The organism is Pseudomonas sp. D5(2026) (assembly GCF_057766845.1).
The window spans coordinates 2,965,803-2,984,927 of sequence record NZ_CM173421.1; the positions used below are offsets into that span (position 1 = coordinate 2,965,803).

Consider the following 19,125-nt stretch of genomic DNA (forward strand, 5'->3'; position numbering starts at 1 on the left):
TTACTCCTTGCCGTGGGCTTCGCTCATGCGCCATACCAGCATGGCGACCGAAGCATTCATGCGAAAAAGCGGGTCGTCCAGCGACTGCCCGCTCAGTTGTTCGATGCGCTGGATGCGCTGATTGATCGTGTTGCGGTGCAGCCCCAGACGCTGTGCGGCCTTGAGCCCGTTGCCATTTTCCATGAGCAAGGCGTCGAGGGTATGCACCAAAGCATGGGCGTGTTTGCGCCCAGGGGCGATCAGCGGGCCGAGGGTGCGGCTGACGAAATCGTCGACCAGCGAGCGGTCGACAATACCTTGCAGCAGGCGCAATACGCCGAGCTCGCTGAAGTTGCAATAGCCGTTGGCCGGGCGCAGGTGCTGCGCCACATCCAGCGCCTGGCGTGCCTCGTTGAGGGCCTGGCGATAGTGCGCGCAATCGTCAGCGAGGCTCGACAGGCCCATGTAAAGGCCCAGTTCACCTGTCGCGGCTTGCAACTGCCGGTACAGTGCACCCAACGTCTCGGGTAAGTCGTGCGTATCGGCCAGCAGCACCACGAACAGGTCGCCCGGCAGCTGCGCCGTCACACTGTCAGGCCGCTGGCGGCACCAGGCTTCCAGCTGGTCTTCCAGGGCCTGCCGGGTGGCTTGCCAGGTACGCTCGCCGTGTGCGAGCCCGTGGCGCTCGAACAAGCCGTCCACGCCTGTCAGGCGCAATGCCAGCAGGCGCTGCGGCTTGTCCAGGGCGAGTTGCAGGTGCGCTGCACGCTGCCGGGCAATCGCCAGGCTCGGGTAGTCGCCCGTGAGCAGTTGGCCAAGGATGTCGTTGCGCGAGCGGCGCACCTGGCTCATCTGCACCAGTGCAGTGCCGATCAGGTGGGTGACCACCACCATCTTCAGCGCGTAGGGTTGCTCGATCAGTGGTAAGCCCAATTGCTCGGCGCGCGCGATTACGGACGCCGGGATGCTCTGGATGAAACTGCCGCCGGTGAGAATTACCATGCCGGCAATGCCCACAGCGTCGCCATCCTCCACCAGGCTCAGCAGGTTGGCTTCGCCGCGCGGGTGGTTGATGCCGGTGACGAATACCAGCTCACCGCCCATCACCCATTCAGCGATACCCTCGTTTTCCGCCACGTAAGGCCAGCGTACCCGCCGTTGCAGGTTGCGCGCCCCGGCCCGCACATGCATTTCGTGCAGGCCGGGCAAATGCAAGATCTCGTCCAGCGCCAGGCTCACGGCTCGACACCCGCCTGGCCTGGCGCCCGGCGGCGTGCGCCCAGCTCCAGAATGACGATGTAGCACACTGCCGAGGCGGCGATGCCCACCAGCGGCGCAACCCACGGTGAGGCATAGGCCAGTACAGCGCCCACGGCATAGGCAAGCAGCCCGGTGAGGTTGTAGCGTGGCAGGTTTGCCGCACCCAGCGCCGGGTATTTGCCGCGGTGGCGATACCAGAAGTCAGCCATGATTACTCCACCCACCGGCGGAATGATCGACCCCAGCAGCACCAGGAACGGGATCAGCATTTCGTACATGCCACCCATCGCCAGCACAATGCCAACCCCGGCTGCCACCAGCGTTGCCGTGCGCCGGCGCTCGCTGCGCAACAAGTGGCAGGCGGCGGCCGACACGTTGTAGATGGTCGGACCCTGAATGGTCCACAGGTTCAGGCACAGCATCACCACCGCCGCGAACGACAGCCCCTGCAGCATCATCACGTCGACGATATCGGCCTGCTGGTAAACCATCGCGCACCACGCGCCGGCCACCACCATCAGGCCGTTGCCAAGGAGGAATGCCACCACGCTGGCGGTCACCGCTACCCGGCCACTGCGTGCCAGCCGTGTCCAGTTGGTGGCCTGGGTGGCGCCACTGGCGAAGGTGCCGAAAACCATGGTGACTGCCGCCGAAAAAGTCATGGTTTCATGCGGTACAACGGCAGCCAGGCCGGCAAAGCCACCGGCATCGCGGGTGGCGATGTACATGGACACCAACAGCAGCACGAACATCAATGGCACCGACACCCGCGACAACACATCCAGCCCCTTGAAACCGATGATGGCCGTAATGCTGAAACCCAGCCCGAACAGCACCATCAAAGGCATGCCGAAGCCATCCGCCAGCCCCAGCAGCTTGACCAGCACGATGGCCACCGTGGCCGTGCCCCAGGCATACCAGCCCAGTTCGGCAAAACCCAGCAGAAAATCCGAGAGCCGGCTCCCCGCTTCACCAAAACAGAAGCGCCCCATCAGCACGGTGTTCAGCCCGCTGCGCGAGGCGATGAAGGCCAGCACTGCGGCATACAAGGCAAGCAGGCTGTTGCCGAGGGTGGCCACCCACAGCATGTCGACAAAACTGAATGCCATGCCCAGCTTGCCGCCGGCGAACATCGTGCCGGTAAAGAAGGTGAAGCTGAACAAGACCATCGCGATCGGCAACAGGCCCCTACGGGCGGACTGCGGGGCTTCGCTGAGGGGGAATTCGCTGGGTGAGCTCATTGCACGGGGGCTCCGGGTTTGTAGTTGGGAGCTGAAAGAGCAATATGCGGGCCGCTTTTTTACTGCGCCGCCACCCGGAAAAATCGGGCTGGTCGCCCAGAAATCCATATGCACTATGCACATTAAAGCCGCGATCTGACGATTTGGAGTGTGCGGGACGACTTATTTTGAGGCGTTCATGCACCAAAGCGGGCTCAGGCTGGGTAGTAATCACCCAGCCCACGGCGGTTTACACAGCTCCGTCCAGCCCCATCTGCCAGAAATCAGCCTCCAGGCTCGATGCCTGGCCAAAAATCCCTGCCAGTTCGGCGAACCGCTGCTCGGTCATGCTGCGCGCCGCCAGTTCATCCAAGTGCTTGCGCGCTGCCGCTGCCACCCCTTGGTAGCCCTCCCCGGCATACTCGCCAATCCACTCGCGGTAGGGGTGATTGCTCAAGTCACCAATGCGCTCGGCCAGGGTCCGGCCGATTTCGGCATAGCCGATCACGCAAGGTGCCAGTGCCACATGCAGCTCCAGCAGGTCGCCGGCAGCGCCGCAGTCCAGCACGTAACGGGTGTATGCCACGGTGGCCTGGTGCTCTGGCGCGGCTTCGATGTCTGCCTGGGTCAAGCCCCAGCGTGCGCACAGCCGCAAGTGCAGCTCGGTTTCATCCAGGATCGCCGCCAGCCCGGCCTGCGCCGCGCGAATGTCGGCCGGGCGGCGGCTTTTGTAGGCGGCCAGCGCCCAGGCGCGGGCGAACTGGATCAGGAACAGGTAATCCTGCACAAGGTAGGTCCGGAACGCTTCCTCACTCAGCGTACCCTCGCCCATCTGACGTACGAAGTCATGGTCTACGTAGCTGTTCCATTGTGGCGTGGCGGCGGCCTTGAGGCGCTCGAAGATATCCATGCTCATTTGCCCTCCGGATACACTGCATCGAAGAAAGCCAGCTCCAGCGCCACGGTGCGCTGGTAGAAGTCACTGGCCAATGCGGCCTCCTGCGGGCCGACGCGGTCCAGCTCGGCCTGCAGGAAAGCGACGAATGCCTGGAACGCCGGGTTGTCGTGCAGGGTAATCCACTCGGCATGGACGAAGTTGTCCGGCATCGGTTTTGGCGCCTTGAGCGCCCAGTCCAGATACAGCCCTTCGGCGACGTTCAGCACCGCCAGTGCCGCTGCGTAGGAACGGGTGGCTGCCGCTTCGCGCATGATCGCCTTGAAACCTGCGGTAGGCGCGGTATCGGCCGGTTCACTGCGTTGCGCCGGGCTGACACCCAGGGCCTCGAAGGCACGCAGGAAATAGGTGTTCTCGTCACTGGAGATCATCCCGGCAAAGCGGCCGAAGCGCAGGCGGGCTTCAAACGTATCAGCGGTGGCAATGGCCGCGCCCAGCAGGGTCAGGAAGCTGTCGAGGAAACGGTGGTCCTGGACCAGGTAGTCGACCATGATCGGGTCAGGCAGGCTGCCGTCGCACAATCGGGTCACGAAACGGTGGCCAACGGCCGCCGACCAGGTCGGCTCGCACTGGCGGCGCAGGGACTGGCTGAAACGTTCGGTCATGTTGCTGTCCTTGATGAGGGTGACAGCGAGACCGTGGCAATTGACATGGACTGGCCTCGCAGTGAGGCCGGCAAAAAGGCAGGTTACAAGCCCCATCCCTTCGCCGGCATGATCCGGATCAGGTTCGAAGGGTCACCGCGCTGTAGCGTTCAGCGGTTTCTCAGCCCATTGCCGGGCTCCCCTTGGTGGCGCTCAGGTATACCCGAGGGCGCCACGTCTGTCACTAGTCCAGCTCCCCAAACTGTGGGCAATGGTGACCCGCTAATGGGCATCTGTCCCCATTCTTGACGCGCCATCATTTAGTGCACGCCAGGCGCTGCAAGGTTTTGTATGTCAAAGCATTACTGAAATATCTGTTGGCATAGCTGTTGCTGATGGCCATTTAACGGGCAAAACGCCATTGATGGCTTAAGGCCGTAAGGCCGCAAAAGAGGCTTAAGCCAATGAAAACATCCGCCATGAGCCACGCGTCCAGGCGCGCGTTCCATCTGTCCTCCGTCACTGCGCTGATGATCAGCCTCGGGTTGATCACGGCCATGGCATCCCCCCTCGACGACAACAGCATGCCACCGCCGACCGACCCGTCGGCCTACACCGACCAACCGGACGACCCGACCCCTGCCTTGCTTGAGCTGAACACCTTGCCGGAGGCCAACGAAGGCTCGTTGGAGCTGACCGATGGCGTGTATGGCGACCGCAGCACGGTACGCACCGACAACGTGCTGCCGCCTGCCCTGCAAACGTCGGACAAGTACCCTACCAACGGCAAACCCAGCCCGTTGTTCGGGGCGCAACCTTTCACCCAGCAACTGTTGCTGTTCGAAGAATTCGGGCCAGAGAAGCTCGACCCGACCACGCCGGCGCCCGATCTGACCTTCCCGGTCCCCACCCTCGGCGCGGCCCCCGCGCAAGACCCCAACGTGGTGGCACGCAGCGGACCCAGTGGCAGCGCTCTGGAAGCGTTCCTCAAGCAACCCGGCCTGTACCCGTTCCCGACCCAGTACGCCAACGTGCTGGACCGCAACCCATGGAAGGCGCAGATCGAGATGTTCCTCAACCGCCAGCCGGTCGGCTCGCCCGCTGAAGGCCGGCCACCAGGAAAAGGCTGGTCGCACCAGCGCTGGAACGAGTTTTACCCGCAGGCAGCGTTCAAGACCGCCCAGGCCGGTGCGCGCATCAACCTCGGCCTGCGCGACCGTAAGCAACTGCACAACTATGCCGTCGGTGAATTTGCCCCGGGCGGCCTGTACTACCAGACCTCCGACATTCCGACCACGCTGGGCACCACCAAGGGTATCGACATACGCTTCCACCCGAACATGCCGCTGCAAAACCACAAATCGTTGTGGACCTTCGACGGCACTTTCCCGCCCAAGCTGCTGATGGTGCGCTACGGCCAGCCAATCCTGATGCGCCATTACAACGCCCTGCCGATTGACCCGTCGGCCAACGGCGGCTTTGGCCTGCATACCATCTCGACCCACGAGCACAACGGCCACTCCCCGGCCGAAAGCGACGGCTTTGCCAACGCGTACTTCTTCCCCGGCCAGTACTACGACTACCGCTGGCCGGTGCAGCTGGCCGGCTACGACACCATCAACACCCGTGCCCAGGACCCGCGAGCAGCTTTCCCCTGCTCGCCGGGTGAAACCTTGTTCGTCAACGATGGCACACCGGGCCTGAAAACCTGCGAGAACGGCAGTATCAAGATTCGTGGCGACTGGCGCGAAACCATGAGTACCCACTGGTTCCACGACCACATGATGGATTTCACAGCGCAGAACGTCTACAAAGGCAACGCCGTGATGATGAACTACTACAGCGCCCTGGACCGCGGCAACGAGGCCCTGCAGGACGGTGTCAACCTGCGTTTCCCAAGCGGTTCGGGCATGCCCTGGGGTAACCGTGACTATGACGTCAACCTGGTAATAGCCGACAAGGCCTGGGATGCAAACGGCCAGCTGTGGTTCAACCCGTTCAACACTGACGGCTTCCTCGGTGACCAGATCCTGGTCAACTGGCAGTACCAGCCCAGGCTCAAGGTGCGTGCGCGCAGTTACCGTTTTCGTATCCTCAACGGTTCGGTTTCACGCTACTTCAAGTTCGCCGTGGTGCGGGAAATTGCCGGTAACAGTGGCGAGTTCAAAGGCCCGTCCGGCTCCAACGTGTCGTATGCGCGGGTGCCGTTCCACATGATCGCCAACGACGGCAACATCATGGAACACGCGGTGCCATTCGACGGCACGATGGACCTCAATGGTGACGGCAACCTGCAAGACAACAACGGCATCCTGCCACTGCAGGGCATTGCCGAGCGCTACGACATCATCATCAACTTCGCCAGGAATGGCATCAAGGCAGGCGACAAGCTGTACTTCGTCAACCTGATGGAGCACGACTCCGGCAAAGGTCCGAAGCAAGCTATCCCGTTGGCCGACGTGCTGTCGGAAAAATACAAGGCGGTGATCAAGCAGACCAGCAAAGGCCCGCAGTGGGACAAGGGCGACCCGGCTGTCGGCAAGTTTCTGCAACTGTGGGTGCAACCGTACACCGGCCAGGACCTGAGCATGGACCCGGTAGCCTATGAGCCGGCCAAGCCAGGCAAGGCTGCAGGCCTGAAAATGCTGCCCCTGCCAATTGACCGCGATGCCGCAGCCGACCAGGCCAAGCTCAAGGATGCCCGCCACCGCGAGTTCATCTTTGGCCGCTCCGACGGTACGGACACCACCCCGTGGACCATCAAGACCGACGGCGGCTTTGGCTACAGCATGGACCCACGCCGCATCAGTGCAGCACCGCAACTGGCCAACCAGTCCACCGACGCTGGTTTCAGCGGCGACGGCACCCTGGAAGTGTGGAAAATCGTCAACGGCGGTAATGGCTGGAGCCACCCGGTACACGTGCACTTCGAGGAAGGCGTGATTCTTAGCCGCGACGGCAAGGCCCCACCAGAATGGGAAAAATGGGCGCGCAAGGATGTGTACCGAATCGGGCCGGATACTGATTCGTCCATCGAGGTGGAAATGGCCATCCGCTTCCGCGAGTTTGCTGGCACCTACATGGAGCACTGCCACAACACACAGCACGAGGACTCTTCGATGCTGCTGCGCTGGGATATTGAGCACCCAGGGCAGTTCCAGGTGATGCCGACCCCGCTGCCGGGATGGGATGGTGTGCATTACATGGCCTCGGTAGGCCTGCCAACGTTCCGCACCAAAACCCACGACGACAATGACGACCCGGCCAACAAACCACCCGTCGCGGCCAATGACAGTGCCGCAACGACGGCTGGCACGCCGATCACCCTGAACGTGCTGGCCAACGACAGCGACCCGGACGGCAATGTACCGCTCACGGTAACCGGCCTCAGCCAGCCGGACTCCGGCCAGGGTGCCGTCAGCACCGACGGTACCGCCGTAACGTACAGCCCGCCCGCTGCGGTCGCCACGCCATTTACGGCCAGCTTCAATTACACGGCGCGTGATACCAAGGGTGCCGAGTCGCTGGCCCCGGCCACGGTCAGCATCGCCGTAACCGCAGCAGCGGCGGCCGACGAACTCAAGGTCACCAGTGCCACGGTGCAGGAACGCAGCGGCAACCGTTTCACCTGGGATGTGCAGGGGACTACTACGGTGGCCACGGGCAACAGCATCAGCGTGACTGCAGCAACCACCGGTGGTCCGGTAAGCCTGGGGAACGCGACGCTGACTGCCACGACTTCGGGGGCCCGTTGGCGGGTAGCGGTGACCACCACCGGCTTTGGCCCTGCCACGCCAGCAACGGTCACGGTGAAATCGGCACTGGGCCAGACGGTGACAGCGCCAGTCAAATACAAGTGAGTGCAAAGCGGGGGCCGCCATGCGGCCCCGCTCAGCCAACCCACGAGGACCGCATCATGCCCGGCTCATGGCGTTTCCTGCTGGTACTTGCGTTGTTCGCCGCCAGCATTCCGTTCTGGCCACTGCCCCCCCAACAAAAGGTGGCCGAAGCAGCTGCCACTCCCTGGGGAGCCAACTACTTCCCCAACATCCCCCTGCTCACCCAGGATGGCGAAAAAGTGCATTTCTTCGACGACCTTATCAAGGACAAGGTGGTTGCCATCAACTTCATCTTTACCGGCTGCTCCGATTCCTGCCCAGTGGAAACCGCACGCCTACGCCAGGTACAGAAAATCCTCGGTGGCCGGGTCGGCAAGGATATCTTCCTCTACTCCATCAGCATCGACCCCTATAACGATACCCCCGCCACCCTCAAGCGCTATGCCGAAAAGTTCGGCATCGGCCCAGGCTGGACCTTGCTGACCGGCGAACCTGACGATATCGAGCAACTACGCCGCAGCCTGGGGCTGTGGATCGATGGCCTGGAAAACGGCCGCTCCAAAGACCACAACCTGAGCCTCATTATCGGCAACCAGGCCACCGGCCGCTGGATGAAAGCCTCGCCTTTCGAAAGCCCGTACATCCTCGCCGACCGCCTCGGCAACAGCTTGCACAACTGGAAGCAGGCCAGCGCCATGACCAATGACTACGCTCAAGCGCCGCAGATGCGTGCACCCAGCAGCGGCGAGCAGATCTTCCGCACCCGTTGCTCGTCCTGCCACACCGTGGGCAATACCGAGCCAGGCCCGCCAGGCATCGGCCCCGACCTGCTGGGCGTGACCCGTCAGCGTGACGCAAACTGGCTGACCCGCTGGCTGAAAGCGCCCGACCAGATGCTGGCCGAGAAAGACCCCCTGGCCATGCTGCTGTTCGAGCAATACAACCGCCTGGCCATGCCCAACATGCGCTTGGGCGATGCCGAAGTCAGCGCATTGATAAGCTACCTCGAAGAAGAAACGGCACGCCTGCAGACACCGGTGGCAAATAGGGGAACCCCCTAAAGGCGATTAGCCATCATTCATCAGACTGTCATCTCGCTGTCGTATTTTTCGAGCATCACCCAGGGTCGGGAACCATCAGCAGTGATTCGCCGTTCGCTTTCCTCCTCCAGCCTTCTGCGAGTGCTGATCCTGATGCTCTGTGCAGCGACCCTGGCCTTTCTCTGGGGGCTGCACGTCACGCAAAAAGCCGCCGCTCGCCAGGATGCACTGTTGGCCAAAGCCACCGAGCACCTGAACCTGGCCAACATCGTGGGCGAAAGCCTGCGACAGCTTGTCGACCGCGCCCAGGCGGTGGGCCGTGTTACCCAGGACGATATGAAAGGGCTGCGCAAGGGCAACTTCAGCCTGGCCGCAGACCCGGTGTTCAAGCGCACGAGCCTGTACGACCGACAAGGCCGGCTGCTGTCGGCCAACCATACCGATGAGGCCGCCGAGTTGCCGGCAGACTGGTTGCGCCAGCTGCAGCGGCACATTGACCGCTACGGTTTCAAACCTTTCCTGCCCAGCATTCAGCCCCTTGGCCAAACCTCGGCCCTGCCCACCAGGCACCTGACCTTCCTGCTGCCGTTGACCAACTCGACCGGCCAGGAAATGGACACCATTCTGGTGGTGCAACTGGACATCGGCTACCTGGCGGAGCTGTTTCAACATATCGACCTGGGCAACAGTGGCCTGGTGCGTCTGCTGCAGGATGACGGCCTGGAGCGGCTGCGCGTCGATACCCGCGGCGTGGCGATTGCCGGCGACCTATTGCAGCCCCCGCTGCCGGCATTCGACAGCGAAGCGGGCAGGCTGACCCAATACGTAGCGGGTGATGCCTACCAAAGCCTGTACCGCCGTGTACCCGAGCGAGGCTTCAGCGTGGTGGTCAGCCAGCGCCAGGCAGAAATCCTCGCACCCTGGACGCAGGCCTATTCCCGGCAATTCTGGTTGAACCTGAGCATGACCCTGATGATCCTGGCCAGCCTGCTATGGACCTTGCGCCTGCTACGCAAGCGCCAGGAGGCCTTCGACGCGCTGGAACATGCCCAGCAGGTCAATCAGCAGCTGATCGTGCGCCTGGAGGACGAACACCGGCGCAGCAGCCACGCCGCCGCCACCGACCACCTCAGCGGCCTGCACAACCGCCGCCAGTTCGTCGAGGTGGCCAGCCAGGCGTTGACTCGGCAACGTGGCAAGCGCCGACTGATGGCGATCCTGTTCATCGACATGGACCGCTTCAAGTCTATCAACGACTCGCTCGGGCACAAGATTGGTGACCTGCTGCTACAGGCTGTGGCCGGGCGTATCCAGCGCCTGCTGGAGCCGGGCGATGAGGCTTCGCGTTTTGGCGGCGACGAGTTCGTGGTGTTGTTGGCCGGCGAGCGCAGCGAGGAGCAGATCAACGCCTGGGTCCACGAACTGGTGCAGAAACTGTCAGCCACCTACGCCCTGGATGGCCAAGAGGTCAACACCAGCCCCAGCGTAGGGGTGAGCATCTGCCCGCGCGACGGCCAGGACATCGACAGCCTGATACGCAGTGCCGATGCGGCAATGTACTCAGCCAAGCAGGCAGGGCGCGCGCAGTATCGCTTTTTCGACCCCTCGCTGAACCTGGCCGATATCCAGGCGTTCACCCTTGAACAGGCGTTCGGCAGCGCCTTGGCCGAACGCCAGTTCGTGCTGCACTACCAGCCACAGATTCGCCTCGACACCCATCAGGTGCTCGGCTACGAGGCGCTGGTGCGCTGGGACCACCCCGAGTTCGGCCTGCTATACCCGGACCGCTTCATCGACCTGGCCGAGCGCAGTGGCTTCATTGTCGAACTGGGTTGGGAGGTACTACGGCTGGCCTGTGAAGCCTTGTCGAGCTGGGATACTTCTGGTCGGGAAACACGTCTGGCGGTCAATGTCTCCGCATTGCAGCTGCGTCAGGCTGACTTCGCTGCCCGGCTGCTGCGCAAGTTGCAGCATCACGGGATCGCACCACAGCGGCTGGAGCTGGAAATTACAGAAACCACCATCCTCGACCCTGAAGGCATGGCGGTTACGCATCTGCATGCCTTGCGCGGGGCGGGCCTGGGCATCAGCCTGGACGATTTCGGCCGTGGCTACGCCGGTTTTGCCCACCTGCATTCGCTACCGTTGAGCAAGCTGAAGATCGACCGCTCGCTGATCGCGGCGCTGTCCAACAGCCATGACGACAGCCCTATCGTGTCCTCCACCATCATCCTGGCCAAGCGCCTGGGCCTGCAAGTGGTGGCCGAGGGGGTGGAAACCCGTGAACAGGTGGTGTACCTGAAGCTGGCCGGATGCGATATCGCCCAGGGCTACCACTTCAGCCGGCCTCTGTCGCCGGCGCAGCTGTGCCACTACCCGCCTTTCAACGGCGTCGAGGACAAGGCATGCGTGTACTGAGCGCCACGGCGGGTTTACCGGTGCTATACGGGCTGGAAAGACGCCAAGTCGGCGCTGCGCTACATCGACTCGGCGCGACGCTTTGGCGAACTGGCCGTGCTACCGGCCAGTCAGGTGCAACCGCTTATTCCTTGAAGCTGTGCCTGGCAACGCCACCCGTTTCCGGGCGGATGGCATACAGGTCGCCAGCGTCCGGATAATGGTGCAGGTCTTCTGGCGTCATGTCGTAACGCGCGGTGCTGATGAACAAGGTGTTCATCCCGGGCCCACCAAAGCAGCAGCTGGTGGGGCACGGTACTGGCATCAACACCTGGTCGGTCAGGTGCCCGTGGCGGTCGTAGCGCAGCAGGCAACTGCCATGGTACTGGCACACCCACAGCCCGCCTTCGCGGTCCAGCGCCAGGCCATCCGGCCGCCCCAGTTCGGCGGGGGTTTCGGCAAACAGCGTAACAGCGCCCAGCCGGCCTTCGATGAGGTACTCGGCGCGGTAGATCGCACGCGCCGCCGAATCGACGAAGTACACCGTGTGGCCGTCCTGCGACCAGGCAAGGCCGGTGGGCAAGGCCAGGTCATCGTGGATCACCTGGTCGCTCAATTGCCAGTCAAAGCGAAAAAGCGCCCCGGTATTGCCACTGGGGGCCTCGTCCATCAGGCCGGTGACGAAGCGTCCCTGCGGGTCGCAGGCGCCGTCGTTGAAGCGGTAAGTCGAGCGCGGATGCACTGATGCCGAATGCTGGCTCACCTTGCGTGCTGGCACATCGAAGATGGCCACGCTGGCATCCTCGGTGAAAATCAGGTTACCCCGGTCGGTCAGCGCCAGGGCGCCAATGCGCGCGGCCGACTCGTAAAGGCACTCGACTTCGCCATCGGGTGTCAGGCTGTTGATGCGCCCGCCAGAGATATCGACAAAATACAGTACGCCCCTGCTCTCATCCCAGACCAGGCTTTCACCAAGGTCCGCGCGCGTGTTGGCAACTTTGACTGGCACGTAATTGCATTCCTTGATGCGGTTCCAGCGCTCGGCCACCTGCGCCAGGTCGCTGGCCTGCACACGGCCGAGGTCAAGAGGGTAGCTGACGCCGCTGTTTTTGTTGAAGCGCGTGGCGGTGTACTGGCCATCGCTCTCTTGAGTGTGATGGCACAGCGCACCGGCCAGGTGAGTAACGGGCATTTCTGGCTACCTTCAATTCTCCTTTCTTACGATATCAACAAAAAAATCAATGACTTAATATTAAAAGCATTCAATATTGATATGCCATGGGTATCAGCGCCGAGTCGCCGCGCTGCAGGAATGCTGGATGATCGAAACACGTTTGCTCAGGCAGTTCATCGCCGTGGCCGAAGAGCTGCATTTTCACAAGGCCGCCCAGCGCCTGCACATGGCGCAACCGCCGCTGAGCCAGGCGATCAACCGGCTTGAGGAAAAGCTCGGCTTTGGCCTGCTTTTGCGTAACAAGCGCGAAGTGCGTCTGACCGCAGCGGGTGCAGCGTTTCTCGATACCGCCTACCGCACGCTTGCTGAACTGGAGCAGGGGATCGATTACGCGCGCAACGTTTCTGTGGGGGTCAGCGGCAAATTGACCATCACGGCCATTTCCATCGCCTATTACGACTCGCTGCTCAACCGCTTGCGCCGCTTTCGGGAAACTTATCCGAACGTGCAGCTGACCATCCGCGAGATGCCATCCGCCTCCCAGGCCAAGGCCTTGCTGGCCGGTGAGGCGGATATCGGCTTCATGCGCAGGCTGCCACTGCCGGCCGGCACCCTGGAGGCACGCTTGCTGCTTGACGAGCAGATCGTCATGGCGCTGCCTGCCAGCCATCCCAAGGCGCAGCACGAGGCCATCGACTTGCGCGAGTTTGCCGATGAGGACTTCGTGTTCACCCCGCAAGCAATGGGCGGCGGCTACCACGCGCAGTTGGTTACGCTGTGCCAATCCGCCGGGTTCTACCCCAAGGTCGTGCAGGAGGCGGCGCAGATCCATACCTTGCTTGGCCTGGTGGCCTGCGGTTTTGGCGTGGCCCTGGTGCCGGAGTCGTTCGCTCGCTCGACCCCGCGCGAACGCGTGCAGTTTTGCCCCATCCGCCCTATCGATGACCAGCCACCCCCAGGGCTTGGGCTGTACATGAAATGGAACGCCCAGAATGCTTCGCCAGCGCTGGCCAACTTCATTGCCATGTTCGAGACACAACAATAAGGCCATTTCTACAGGGTGTTCAGCCTCGCTTCGCGCAGCGCCACAGCCGACCGATATCACAAGCCCTGGCCTGCAACAGCTCGGCAGCATTTGCACACGCCTGCTCAAGGCTCATCGGTCCATTGGCCAGTGCAAATGCAGCGTCGACCCCATGGGCATACAACTGCTGATACCCCTCCCCCAAGGTCCCGGCCAGTACCACCACCGGCACGCCATGGCGCTTGGCAACCCGCGCCACCCCCATCGGCGTCTTGCCGCGCAGTGTCTGGGCATCGAAACGCCCCTCGCCCGTCACCACCAGATCTGCCCCTTGTGCCAGGGCGTCAAGGCCAGCCAGCTCAGCCACGACTTCCACCCCAGGGCGGAACTGCGCGTCCATGAATGCCCGGGCAGCGAAGCCCATGCCACCGGCCGCACCACAACCAGGGTAATCGCGCACATCCGCGCCCAACAGCAGCGCACAATGGTCGGCAAAATGATTCAGCGCGTGGTCCAGCGCCTCCACTTGCTGCGGGTTGGCACCTTTCTGCGGGCCGAAGATCGCCGATGCGCCGTTGGCGCCACACAATGGGTTGTCGACATCCGCCGCGACTTCAAACTGCACCCCGGCCAGGCGCGGGTCGAGACCGCTGGCGTCGATACGGGCCAGCTTGGCCAAGGCCAGGCCGCCCTCTTCCAGCGCTTGCCCGTCAGCATCCAGCAGGCGCAGGCCAAGCGCTCGCAACATGCCACTGCCGGCATCGTTGGTGGCGCTGCCACCGATGGCCAGCACCACACGCTGAGCGCCGGCGTCGAGGGCTGCGGCAATCAGCTCACCGGTCCCCCAGGTGCTGCTGCGGCAAGCATCGCGCTGGCCGGTTGGCACCCGTTGCAAGCCACTGGCCTGGGCCATTTCGATGATTGCGGTGCGACTTTGCGGCAACCAGCCCCAGCCGGCCTCGACGTGCTGCCCCAATGGCCCGCGCACGGCCTGGCGGCGCAGTTCACCCTGGCTGGCGGCCAGGATCGTCTCCATGGTGCCTTCGCCACCGTCGGCCATTGGGCACTCGACCAGTTCAGCCTCGGGCCACGCTTCGCTCAGGCCCGCAGCGATGGCGCGGGCGACACCGGCAGCGTCGAGGCTGTCCTTGAACGAGTCGGGGGCAATCACGATTTTCATGGGGTTTCTCCTGTCCTGATGAGCGGCATGCTGACAGGTGGCTGCCCAGGTGGCCTCGGTCAAATGCACAAAACGCCGGCCGGGTTGTTTGGGCAGATGCCTTTTTGCCTGTTCTGGCCCAATCGCCGGCAAGTGAATACTTCAGTCAGCTGGCAACAGCTGCAACCCCAGATACAAGCTAAGCATCCCTTCCAGGCGCAGCGGGTCGACGTCACCCAGCTCGGCTATTCGCTCCAGTCGATAGCGCAGGCTGTTGCGGTGGATGCCCAGGGCATCGGCACAGGACTGGCTTTGGCCGTCATGTGCACACCAGGCGCGCAGGGTGGTGAGTAACTGGCCACTGCTGTCCTTGGCGCGGATGCGCTGCAACGGCTCCAGCAGCTCGTCCAGCGCATCGTCGTTACGGTGGCGCCACAGCAGCGCCGGCAGCCGGTAGCGCTGCAGGCTGAGCAATCGTTCGCGGGGCAATACTTCGCGGCCATAGGCCAGCAAGTCACGCACCCGGCGGTAACCACGGCGTAACTGCTCCAGGCTCTGCGCTTCACTGCCCAGGGCCAGTCGCTCAATGTCCCAGCCGTGGCGTTGCAGGCGTTCCAGCAGGCGCAGTTCATCCAGTGCCACGCCTGCCGGGCGGCACCACAGCAACGACTGGCGGGCCGGGCTGACGCACCAGCTATCCGGATAACGGCTCATCAACCATGCGGCCAGCGCCTCGGCAGGAGGCCCCGAAGTAATCTCGAACAGGCACGGTATCCGCGCCAGCTGAGGTTTCAAGCCCAACTGACGGGCTTCGTCCAGCAAGCGCGGGGCGTTACCGCTGCCGCCGAGCAATAGCGCCAGCAGGTCGTCACAGCGCTGCCTTCGCCATTGCTGGTCAGCCTGTAAATTGCGTTGGGCCAGCAGCATTTCGGCGGTCATGCGCACCAGCTCGCCATAGGTGCGCACCTGCTGCGGGTCGCCGGTCAGGCCCAACACGCCCATCAGCCGCCCATCGAGCATCAATGGCAGGTTCACACCGGGCTGCACGCCCTTCAGGCACTTGGCCGCGTCGGTATCCAGCTCGACGATCCGGCCATTGGCCAAGACCAGCTGCGCCCCCTCGTGACGGGTGTTGATGCGCTCAGGCTCACCACTGCCCAGGATCAACCCTTGGCTGTCCATGACATTGACGTTGCAAGGCAAGATGGCCATTGCCCGGTCAACGATATCCTGCGCCAGGTCATGGTCGAGTTCGAACATTGCGGGGTCCTTTAGGTGTTTGGCTTTTGGGCTCGGGCACAGCAGCCTGGGCCAAGCGCTGTGCAAAAGCACAAAGACAGGCTAGCCGCAGTCCCCGAGACTCGTCAGGGCGAGCGCCGGAACAGGCGACGCGGCGAAAACCATAACAACAGAGAACCCGATCATGGCACACAGCCCCGCCCCTGACCAAGGCACGGACACCACCCGCAACGCGCTGTACCGGCGCATCACCTTGCGGCTGATTCCGTTCATTTTCATCTGCTACCTGTTCAACTACCTGGACCGCGTCAACGTCGGCTTTGCCAAGCTGCAGATGCTCGACGCCCTTAAATTCAGCGAAACGGTGTACGGCCTTGGCGCCGGCATCTTCTTCATCGGCTATGTACTGTGTGGCCTGCCAAGCAACCTGGCCCTCAATCGCTTCGGCCCACGGCGCTGGATCGCGCTAATGATGATCGCCTGGGGCAGCCTGTCCACCTGCCTGCTGTTCGTCACCACCCCTACCGAGTTCTACACCCTGCGCCTGCTCACCGGCGCTGCCGAAGCCGGCTTCTTCCCGGGTGTGGTGCTGTACCTCTCGCGCTGGTTCCCGGCGGCCCGGCGCGGCCGCATCATGGCCCTTTTCATGTCGGCGATCCCGGTATCGGGCCTGCTTGGCGGGCCGTTCTCCGGCTGGATCCTCGAACATTTCGCCGCCGGCCAGCACGGCCTGGCCGGCTGGCAGTGGATGTTCCTGATCCAGGGCCTGCCGACCGTGGCCTTGGGCGTACTGGCGGTGTTCCTGCTCAGTGACGGCTACCAGAAAGCCGCCTGGCTGAGCCCGGCTGAACGTCAGCTGATCGCTGCCGACCTGCAGGCCGATGCTGCAAGCAAACCGAGCACCACCAGCGACAGCGTGCTGGCCGTGTTGACCAACCCGCTGATCTGGACCTTCGGCTTTGTCTACTTCTGCATCCAGAGCGGCGTATACGCGATCAACTTCTGGCTACCCTCGATCATCAAGAGCATGGGCTTCGACAACCCGCTGCTGATCGGCTGGCTCAGCGCCATCCCGTACCTGCTGGCAGGTGTGTTCATGATTCTTTGCGGGCGCTCGGCCGACCTGCGCAACGAGCGCCGCTGGCACCTGGTGGTGCCAATGCTGATGGGCGCCGTCGGCCTGCTGATTGCGGTGAACTTCGCCGGCAACCCGAGCATTGCCATTCTTGGCTTGTCGATCGCCACCATGGGCGCGCTTACCGGTTTGCCGATGTTCTGGCCAATGCCGACTGCGCTGCTCAGTGCCGGAGCCGCCGTGGCAGGTCTGGCGATCATCAACTCGGTAGGCCAGATGGCGGGGTTTCTCAGCCCGTACCTGGTCGGGTTCATCAAGGACCAGACCGGTTCAACCGATGCCGCACTGTATTCGCTCGCGGCGTTGATCGTATTGGGTAGCCTGGTGGCCTTGCGTGTAACGCGAGCGGGTTCGCTGAGTACTGCACGGGTGAGTTGAGGCATTCGCAGGCTTGCCCACGCCCACAAGTTTCAAGCCTGTGGGCGCGGGCAAGCCTGCAATGAGGCCCACCCAAGCCGCACCAAATCCACACCCGCCACCGATCGTCAGCTCAACGCATCCCCTTCCCGCCCCAGGCGTCAAATGGTTCCAAAGGCCCCTTTGGAGAAGCCCCATGACCCAGTACGCCGTGGCCCGCTTGGCCCAGCTCGACGAGCACCGCCCCCTGCGCGTCCAGGCCGGCAACGAAGAACTCATCCTCATCCGCCAGGGCGATCAGGTACACGCCTACCAGGGCAACTGCCCCCACGCAGGCGCCCCCCTTGATGAAGGCGTGGTTTGCGGGGGTTTGCTGGTCTGCCCTTGGCACAAAGCTGCGTTCGCCGTTGACGATGGCGTGGTTTGTGAGCCGCCTGCACTCGCCGACCTGCGCCGCTACAAGGTGTGGATCAAGGGCGATGAAGTCTGGGTCGATGACCAGCCCCTGCCGGCAAGCGAACCGCCCAGGCACAGCGATGCCCGCTGTTTCGTGGTGGTCGGCGCCGGTGCCGCCGGCAGCGCCGCCGTCGCCACCCTGCTGGCTCATGGCTTCGCGGGCAGGCTGGTATGGATCGATCAGGAGCGCCAGCCGGCCTACGATCGCACAGCACTGAGCAAATTCGTGATTGCCGGGCAGATGCCGCCCGATGAGGTCCCCGCGCTGCTCGAAGCCGACGCCCTGCGCAAGGGCCAACTGCAGCGCAAGCACGGCAAGGTGCGCACCTTGAACAGCCAGAAGCGCCAGGTCACCCTCGCCGATGGTCAGCAGATCGATTACGACGCCTGCCTGCTGGCAACCGGCGGTCAAGCACTGCGCCCAGACATTCCCGGTGCCGACCTGCCCGGGGGGTTCACCCTCCGCTCACTGGAAGATGCTGCACAGTTGCTCGACGCAGCCGAGCCTGGCCAACCGGTGGTCATCGTCGGTGACGGCTTCATCGGCCTGGAGGCAGCCTCGGCATTGCGCAAGTATGGCGTGCAGGTGCACGTGGTCTCGCGCCACGAAGTCCCTCTGGCTCGACAGTTGGGCGAGCGTATTGGGCGCTGCATTCGCGCGCTGCATGAACGAAAAGGCATCACCTTCCACGGCCCCACCGAGGTCGAGCGGATCGAAGGCCTGGACAAGGTCGAAGTGGTGCAACTGGCCAATGGTGAACGGCTGCAGACCCCCTTGGTGCTGTTCGGCACCGGGGTAAAACCCGCCACCGCTTTCCTTCAAGGGGTGCCGCTTGGCGAAGACAAATCGGTGAGGGTCGACGCCGAAATGCGCGCAGCTGACGGTTTGTGGGCCGCAGGTGACATTGCCACCTTCCCGCTCACGGGGCGCCCGGTGCGCATCGAGCACTGGCGCCTGGCTCAGCAACACGGGGTTATCGCCGCCGCCAACATGCTTGGCGAACAACGCCGTTATGCCGATGTACCGTTTTTCTGGACCTACCAGCATGGCCGTACCTATGAAGTGCTAGGCCATGCCAGGGACTGGAACCGGATCGAATTCGTCGGTGAGCCGGAAAACGGCGATTTTGTTGCCCTGCAGTGTGTGGATGAACGCGTCGAGGCCGTTATCGCCAAGGGTTACTCCGATGCCATGGCGACGCTGTCGCAACGCCTGAAGCGCCCATTGAGCCTGCAGGAAGCTTTGGCGCTCATTGGCTAAGGGGTGCCTTTCAATGCATCCAGGTTGTGTGTAAAACAGGCAGGTC

Annotated in this window: 13 protein-coding genes and 1 riboswitch; of the genes, 6 read left to right on the plus strand and 7 right to left on the minus strand. The window is 63.1% G+C overall.

The genetic code is table 11. From position 1 onward, the window contains the following. The 4 genes from AC3B5Q_RS13740 to AC3B5Q_RS13755 form a co-directional block, all read right to left on the minus strand. Positions 1 to 1,218, minus strand: coding sequence for a PucR family transcriptional regulator (locus tag AC3B5Q_RS13740; protein ID WP_103462516.1), 1,218 nt, complete (start codon positions 1,216 to 1,218; stop codon positions 1 to 3). Further along, complete coding sequence (gene codB, locus AC3B5Q_RS13745) at positions 1,215 to 2,480, minus strand: cytosine permease (RefSeq protein WP_103462517.1); 1,266 nt, start codon at positions 2,478 to 2,480, stop codon at positions 1,215 to 1,217. The genes AC3B5Q_RS13740 and codB overlap by 4 nt, the downstream gene beginning before the upstream one ends. A gap of 229 nt (positions 2,481 to 2,709) precedes the next feature. Beyond that, positions 2,710 to 3,375: a thiaminase II gene (gene tenA / locus AC3B5Q_RS13750; RefSeq protein ID WP_021785116.1), complete on the minus strand. Its 666-nt coding sequence runs from the start codon at positions 3,373 to 3,375 to the stop codon at positions 2,710 to 2,712. After that, positions 3,372 to 4,019 carry a TenA family protein gene (locus tag AC3B5Q_RS13755; RefSeq protein ID WP_021785115.1) on the minus strand — a complete coding sequence of 216 codons (648 nt, stop codon included), beginning with the start codon at positions 4,017 to 4,019 and terminating at the stop codon, positions 3,372 to 3,374. Before AC3B5Q_RS13755 ends, tenA begins: the two co-directional genes overlap by 4 nt. A gap of 78 nt (positions 4,020 to 4,097) precedes the next feature. Continuing rightward, positions 4,098 to 4,212, minus strand: a riboswitch (TPP riboswitch). Between the two features lie 250 nt (positions 4,213 to 4,462). Between AC3B5Q_RS13755 and AC3B5Q_RS13760 the strand changes: the two genes are divergently transcribed. From AC3B5Q_RS13760 to AC3B5Q_RS13770, 3 genes are all read left to right on the plus strand, one after another. Further along, on the plus strand, positions 4,463 to 7,858 hold the full coding sequence (locus AC3B5Q_RS13760) for an Ig-like domain-containing protein (RefSeq protein ID WP_103470332.1): 3,396 nt from the start codon (positions 4,463 to 4,465) through the stop codon (positions 7,856 to 7,858). A gap of 56 nt (positions 7,859 to 7,914) precedes the next feature. Beyond that, positions 7,915 to 8,898 carry an SCO family protein gene (locus AC3B5Q_RS13765; protein WP_021785113.1) on the plus strand — a complete coding sequence of 328 codons (984 nt, stop codon included), beginning with the start codon at positions 7,915 to 7,917 and terminating at the stop codon, positions 8,896 to 8,898. An 81-nt stretch (positions 8,899 to 8,979) separates the two neighbouring features. Next, positions 8,980 to 11,295 carry a putative bifunctional diguanylate cyclase/phosphodiesterase gene (locus tag AC3B5Q_RS13770; protein WP_021785112.1) on the plus strand — a complete coding sequence of 772 codons (2,316 nt, stop codon included), beginning with the start codon at positions 8,980 to 8,982 and terminating at the stop codon, positions 11,293 to 11,295. Between the two features lie 124 nt (positions 11,296 to 11,419). Here the strand turns inward: AC3B5Q_RS13770 and AC3B5Q_RS13775 are convergent, their stop codons facing one another. Then, positions 11,420 to 12,466 (minus strand): SMP-30/gluconolactonase/LRE family protein, encoded by a 1,047-nt coding sequence (locus AC3B5Q_RS13775; protein WP_330509427.1) that lies wholly within the window; start codon positions 12,464 to 12,466, stop codon positions 11,420 to 11,422. A 127-nt stretch (positions 12,467 to 12,593) separates the two neighbouring features. Here AC3B5Q_RS13775 and AC3B5Q_RS13780 point away from each other — a divergent pair, with 127 nt between their 5' ends. Next, a complete protein-coding gene (locus AC3B5Q_RS13780) occupies positions 12,594 to 13,493 on the plus strand; it encodes a LysR substrate-binding domain-containing protein (RefSeq protein WP_392470528.1) in 900 nt (299 codons plus the stop codon). A 19-nt stretch (positions 13,494 to 13,512) separates the two neighbouring features. Here AC3B5Q_RS13780 and AC3B5Q_RS13785 read toward each other — a convergent pair whose 3' ends face one another. Further along, positions 13,513 to 14,652, minus strand: coding sequence for a glycerate kinase (locus AC3B5Q_RS13785; protein ID WP_021785110.1), 1,140 nt, complete (start codon positions 14,650 to 14,652; stop codon positions 13,513 to 13,515). Positions 14,653 to 14,793: 141 nt separating this feature from the next. Next, positions 14,794 to 15,891, minus strand: a complete 1,098-nt coding sequence (locus tag AC3B5Q_RS13790; protein ID WP_021785109.1) for a sugar diacid recognition domain-containing protein — start codon at positions 15,889 to 15,891, stop codon at positions 14,794 to 14,796. A gap of 163 nt (positions 15,892 to 16,054) precedes the next feature. On the opposite strand from AC3B5Q_RS13790, the gene AC3B5Q_RS13795 reads away from it, so the two are divergent. Further along, entirely contained in the window at positions 16,055 to 17,383 is a 1,329-nt protein-coding gene (locus AC3B5Q_RS13795; protein WP_004374354.1) for an MFS transporter, read from the plus strand. A gap of 175 nt (positions 17,384 to 17,558) precedes the next feature. Beyond that, positions 17,559 to 19,079: an FAD-dependent oxidoreductase gene (locus AC3B5Q_RS13800; protein WP_488392632.1), complete on the plus strand. Its 1,521-nt coding sequence runs from the start codon at positions 17,559 to 17,561 to the stop codon at positions 19,077 to 19,079. The last annotated feature ends 46 nt before the right edge of the window (positions 19,080 to 19,125 follow it).

Coding starts and splice junctions, on each gene's coding strand:
- AC3B5Q_RS13795 (WP_004374354.1), top strand. CDS start 16,055: ATGGCACACAGCCCCGCCCCTGACCAAGGCACGGACACCACCCGCAAC.
- AC3B5Q_RS13760 (WP_103470332.1), top strand. CDS start 4,463: ATGAAAACATCCGCCATGAGCCACGCGTCCAGGCGCGCGTTCCATCTG.
- AC3B5Q_RS13780 (WP_392470528.1), top strand. CDS start 12,594: ATGATCGAAACACGTTTGCTCAGGCAGTTCATCGCCGTGGCCGAAGAG.
- AC3B5Q_RS13785 (WP_021785110.1), bottom strand. CDS start 14,652: ATGAAAATCGTGATTGCCCCCGACTCGTTCAAGGACAGCCTCGACGCT.
- tenA (WP_021785116.1), bottom strand. CDS start 3,375: ATGAGCATGGATATCTTCGAGCGCCTCAAGGCCGCCGCCACGCCACAA.
- AC3B5Q_RS13775 (WP_330509427.1), bottom strand. CDS start 12,466: ATGCCCGTTACTCACCTGGCCGGTGCGCTGTGCCATCACACTCAAGAG.
- AC3B5Q_RS13790 (WP_021785109.1), bottom strand. CDS start 15,891: ATGTTCGAACTCGACCATGACCTGGCGCAGGATATCGTTGACCGGGCA.
- AC3B5Q_RS13755 (WP_021785115.1), bottom strand. CDS start 4,019: ATGACCGAACGTTTCAGCCAGTCCCTGCGCCGCCAGTGCGAGCCGACC.
- codB (WP_103462517.1), bottom strand. CDS start 2,480: ATGAGCTCACCCAGCGAATTCCCCCTCAGCGAAGCCCCGCAGTCCGCC.
- AC3B5Q_RS13800 (WP_488392632.1), top strand. CDS start 17,559: ATGACCCAGTACGCCGTGGCCCGCTTGGCCCAGCTCGACGAGCACCGC.
- AC3B5Q_RS13765 (WP_021785113.1), top strand. CDS start 7,915: ATGCCCGGCTCATGGCGTTTCCTGCTGGTACTTGCGTTGTTCGCCGCC.